The organism is Thermohalobaculum sp. (genome assembly GCF_058622915.1).
Map to the genome: position 1 here is coordinate 1 of NZ_JBZSYN010000100.1, position 3738 is coordinate 3738.

3 protein-coding genes and 1 pseudogene are annotated in these 3738 nt (G+C 65.3%); 2 read left to right on the plus strand and 2 right to left on the minus strand.

Annotation, left to right across the window (positions count from 1 at the left end; genetic code table 11):
* Window positions 1-241 precede the first annotated feature (241 nt).
* Both AC32QD_RS08185 and AC32QD_RS08190 read left to right on the plus strand, forming a co-directional pair.
* A complete protein-coding gene (locus AC32QD_RS08185) occupies window positions 242-2461 on the plus strand; it encodes a Rieske 2Fe-2S domain-containing protein (RefSeq protein ID WP_492010001.1) in 2220 nt (739 codons plus the stop codon).
* 39 nt (window positions 2462-2500) lie between these two features.
* On the plus strand, window positions 2501-2740 hold the full coding sequence (locus AC32QD_RS08190; RefSeq protein ID WP_492010002.1) for a hypothetical protein: 240 nt from the start codon (window positions 2501-2503) through the stop codon (window positions 2738-2740).
* A gap of 80 nt (window positions 2741-2820) precedes the next feature.
* On the opposite strand, the gene AC32QD_RS08195 is transcribed toward AC32QD_RS08190, so the two are convergent.
* Both AC32QD_RS08195 and AC32QD_RS08200 read right to left on the minus strand, forming a co-directional pair.
* A complete protein-coding gene (locus AC32QD_RS08195) occupies window positions 2821-3111 on the minus strand; it encodes an invasion associated locus B family protein (RefSeq protein WP_492010003.1) in 291 nt (96 codons plus the stop codon).
* Window positions 3085-3603: pseudogene (locus AC32QD_RS08200) on the minus strand (IS3 family transposase); the annotation flags it as partial. The pseudogene AC32QD_RS08200 and the gene AC32QD_RS08195, both read right to left, overlap by 27 nt.
* Window positions 3604-3738 lie beyond the last annotated feature (135 nt).

The following is a 3738-nucleotide window of genomic DNA, read 5'->3' on the forward strand; positions in this document are numbered from 1 at the left end:
CCAGCGCCACCTCCCAGTCCGCCTCGGTCATCTTCGTGGACATCGCCGACCCTCCATTCCAGTCGGCAATCCATGAATCAGACAAATCGATCCGCGTGAATCCTCAAACCGTTACCTGAGTCAATTCGTCCACACGGCCTAATGACCGGAAAAAAGGATGACAGCTGTCATGTCGTCTTTGTTTCAACGGGGCGTCCATGGCTAAGGCTCCAAAGACATCTCCGCTCGGCCTCGAGTCCTGATGGTCGAAGATGGGGTCTCTATCGCGATGCACATGGAAAGCATCCTCGCCGTTATGAACCATGAGGTGCTCGGCTCCGCGCAAAGCGTGGCTCGCGCGATTGGGCTTACCGACGAATTGCAGCACAATGAGGCGCTGCTCGACGTGAACCGGAACTGGCCACGGGTCACACCCGTCGCCGAAGCGATCGAGGAAAACGGCACGCCGTTCGTGCTGATGACCGGTTACCGGACCGAGCAGTTTGAAGGCGCGCGCAAGTGGCGTGATAAACAATCCTCTCATCACGACTCTTCGTCGCTCAGCCGGCAGGTTGGGGTTGGCCCTGTTGCGGGTTCGGCCTATCGTCACAAGGTGATCGTCGTGGGTCCGTCGGGACGCTCTCATGACGTCGCTAGGTTCTTTGCCGCGCGGCCCGAGGCAATGGCACAGCGAGTCGCAAAGAAGGAAGCGGGCTTTGTCCGCGTTGCAACCGTCGAGCAGCTGAAGGCCAACGGGCCGATCCTGCTGCGCGGCCGCCATCTTCCGGTCCTGGTGGTCTACGACCGGGGCAGCGTCCGGGCCCTCGACAACCGGTGTCCACATATGGGCTTCCCGCTCGACCGCGGCACGATCGAGGATGGCGTGCTGACCTGCCATTGGCATCATGCGCGCTTCGATCTCGCCAGCGGCTGCACCTTCGACCTGTGGGCCGACGATGTGCCGATCTGTCCGGTCGAACTCCGCGACGGCGAGGTCTGGGTTAAACCGGTGTTCGAGCGACCGGACCCGCAGGCCCACTGGCGCCGGCGGCTCGAGGACGGCATGGCGCACAACCTCAGCCTGCTGATCGGCAAGTCGGTCCAGGGCCTGCTCGATGCCGGCATCGCGCCCGCCGACATCGTGCGGCAGGCCGCGCTGTTCGGCGTCCGCTACCGCGACGGCTGGAGCGTCGGGCTGACGATCCTCGCGGCGCTGGGAAACCTGCTGCCCGCCCTGCCCGAGCAGGAGACCTACCTTGCGCTGTTCCACGGGGTCCGGCGTGTTGCGGCCGACTGTGCCGATGAAGCGCCGAGGCGCGAGCGGACGCCTCTCGAATCGGCGCCGGATATCGCCCAGCTCAAACGCTGGCTGCGGCGTTGGAGCGCCGTGCGCCACCGGGAGGGCGCGGAACGTACCGTGTTGACGGCCATATCCGCCGGCGCCTCGCCGGCCGCGCTTTGCGACCTGCTGATGACGGCCGAGACCGACCGCGTCTATGCGGATGGAAGCCACTCGCTCGACTTCATCAACAAGGCCTTCGAGTGTCTCGACGTGATCGGCTGGGAGAATGCTCAAGCCGTCCTGCCGACCGTGGTCGGCCGGATGGTCGCGGCGCGCGGCGGCGAGGAGGAGACGGAGTGGCGCCAGCCGGTCGATCTGGTGGCCTTGCTCGAACCGATCCTCGACGGGTTGCCGGGGAAGATCGCGGCTGGGCGGAGCGAAGGTCCGTGGCAGGAGCATGCCGCCCTGACCGAGGAACTCCTCGGCGACGATCCGCACCAGATCCTCGATGCCCTCGGGCAGGCGCTGAGCTCGGGAGCGCAGCCGGTCGATCTCGCCCGCTCGACCGCCTACGCCGCCGCCCTGCGCGTCGCGCGCTTCGGCACCGCCAACGAGCATGCCGACTGGGAGACCGCGCACCACGTCTTCACCTACTGCAACGCCGTGCATCAGGCGCTGAAACGGATTGGCGGCGGCATCCTCGGCCTCGACGCCCCGCTCGAGGCCGTGCGCGGAGTCTTCCATGGCGCTATGGCGGTCTACCTCGCGCGCTATCTCAACGTGCCGCCGGCCCGCCTGCCCGGCGAAGGCAGCGACCGGCTCGATGAGCTGCCGGACGCCGCCGGCGCATTGCTGGGCGCGCTCCGCGACGCCTTTGACCGCCAGCGACAGGTGGACGTGGCGGCGCGACTCGTCGCACGCTACTTCCTGCTCGGCCATCCGGCCGAGCCCCTGATCGCAACGCTGGCGCACGTGCTCCTGCGCGAGGACGCAGGATTTCATGCGTTCCAGATGCTCGAGGCCGGTGTGCGGCAGTTCGGCGAATGGGGCCCGGGCGAGCAGGGGCGTCATGTCCTAATCGCCGTCGCCCGCTATCTCGCAGCGCATTCGCCGACCGAGCGGGCCGCTTTTCAAAGCGCCGACATCGCCCGCCGGCTCATCCGGGGCGGCGCGCTTCACGAAGGAGATGTTACCGATTAAGGCCGCCCGCGGCAGCCGTCCCCGGCGGCGATGGAGGCCGTGCGCGGGCTCATCACGCAAAACGACCTCACGGCCAGAGCGGGCGGCGGCGTCGCCGCCACGGTCTATGGCGACCTTTCCGAGATGATCGCGCTGGCATCAGGGGGGCCCAGAAAGCAAGCGACCCCCGGTGCATGGCGCACGGGGGTCAACTGTCAGTGGTTTCGGGGGCAGGATTTGGCTTTGACCGAACTTCGGGCACGCTGGACGCCGCACCGCAGAGCGAAGAAAGACGATTGACCTGAAGCGGAGGTTGACAGATTGATCGTACCTGATCTTGGCCCATCAGAACCTAGCCGCTTCCATCTTCCCGCCGGGGCTCAATATGAGACCGGGCATCGGCAAACCCCGCACGGCGCGACCGGAATATTCACGGTCTGATTTTCGGGTCCGCAGACGATTAACACTGCGGTCTTAGCTGCCTTCAGCCGATTGACAAGTTTTGCCTCCAGTATGCCCATGACCAAACATCGAGGCGAGATGCATCGACTCCAAAGAAGATTGATCCTGAAGTCCGTGCCAGTGACCAGCATGGGCGGCCAAGACAAGAGGACGCCGAGCGGCAGTGTGATTTGCGTGCGGTATTGTCCGTCGAACAGTTTGTCCGACATGAAGTCCATGGTCCAGACATCGTTCATGCCGCAAGCCTGTGCATGGCCCGAACGATACCGACGGGCGCGCCGGCACCGCGTGCGGATCGACAACCCCTCCTCGCTGCAGAGCCGATACAGGCGTTCGTGGTTCACCCTCCAGCCCTCCCACTGCAGCAGGACATGGAGCCGCCGGTAGCCATAGCGCACGCCGCTGGCGGCCAGTTCCTTCAGCCGCATCCGCAGCGCCAACTGCAGATCACGGCGAGACCGGTATCTGTGGGAAGCCCGAAGCCGCTGGCCCGGTATGCCCTGCGTTCCGAGACGGCGTAAGCCTCCTGGAAGGCCAGACGACCTCGTGGCGACGAACGGGCTTCACCACATTCGGCGCAGGTTCGCCTTCTCCGAGGTCAGGTCATCCACCAGGCGCATCAACTTGCCGTTGTCGTCCTCGAGCTAGTTGAGCCGGCGGATCTCGGTCACACCCATCCCGGCATAGACCTTCCTCCATCTAATGGGATGGACGGCTCTCCCTCCCGCTCCGCAGGCTGAGAGCCTGCACCAGGAAGGAGAGCCATCATGACCATCGAGATCCTCGGTATCGACATCGCCAAGAACGTCTTCCAGCTGCACGGCGTGAACCGGTCC

What these genes read in the sequence shown, in the direction of transcription:
- AC32QD_RS08185 (WP_492010001.1), top strand. Translation starts at nt 242, where the DNA reads ATGGTCGAAGATGGGGTCTCTATCGCGATGCACATGGAAAGCATCCTC.
- AC32QD_RS08195 (WP_492010003.1), bottom strand. Translation starts at nt 3,111, where the DNA reads ATGTCGGACAAACTGTTCGACGGACAATACCGCACGCAAATCACACTG.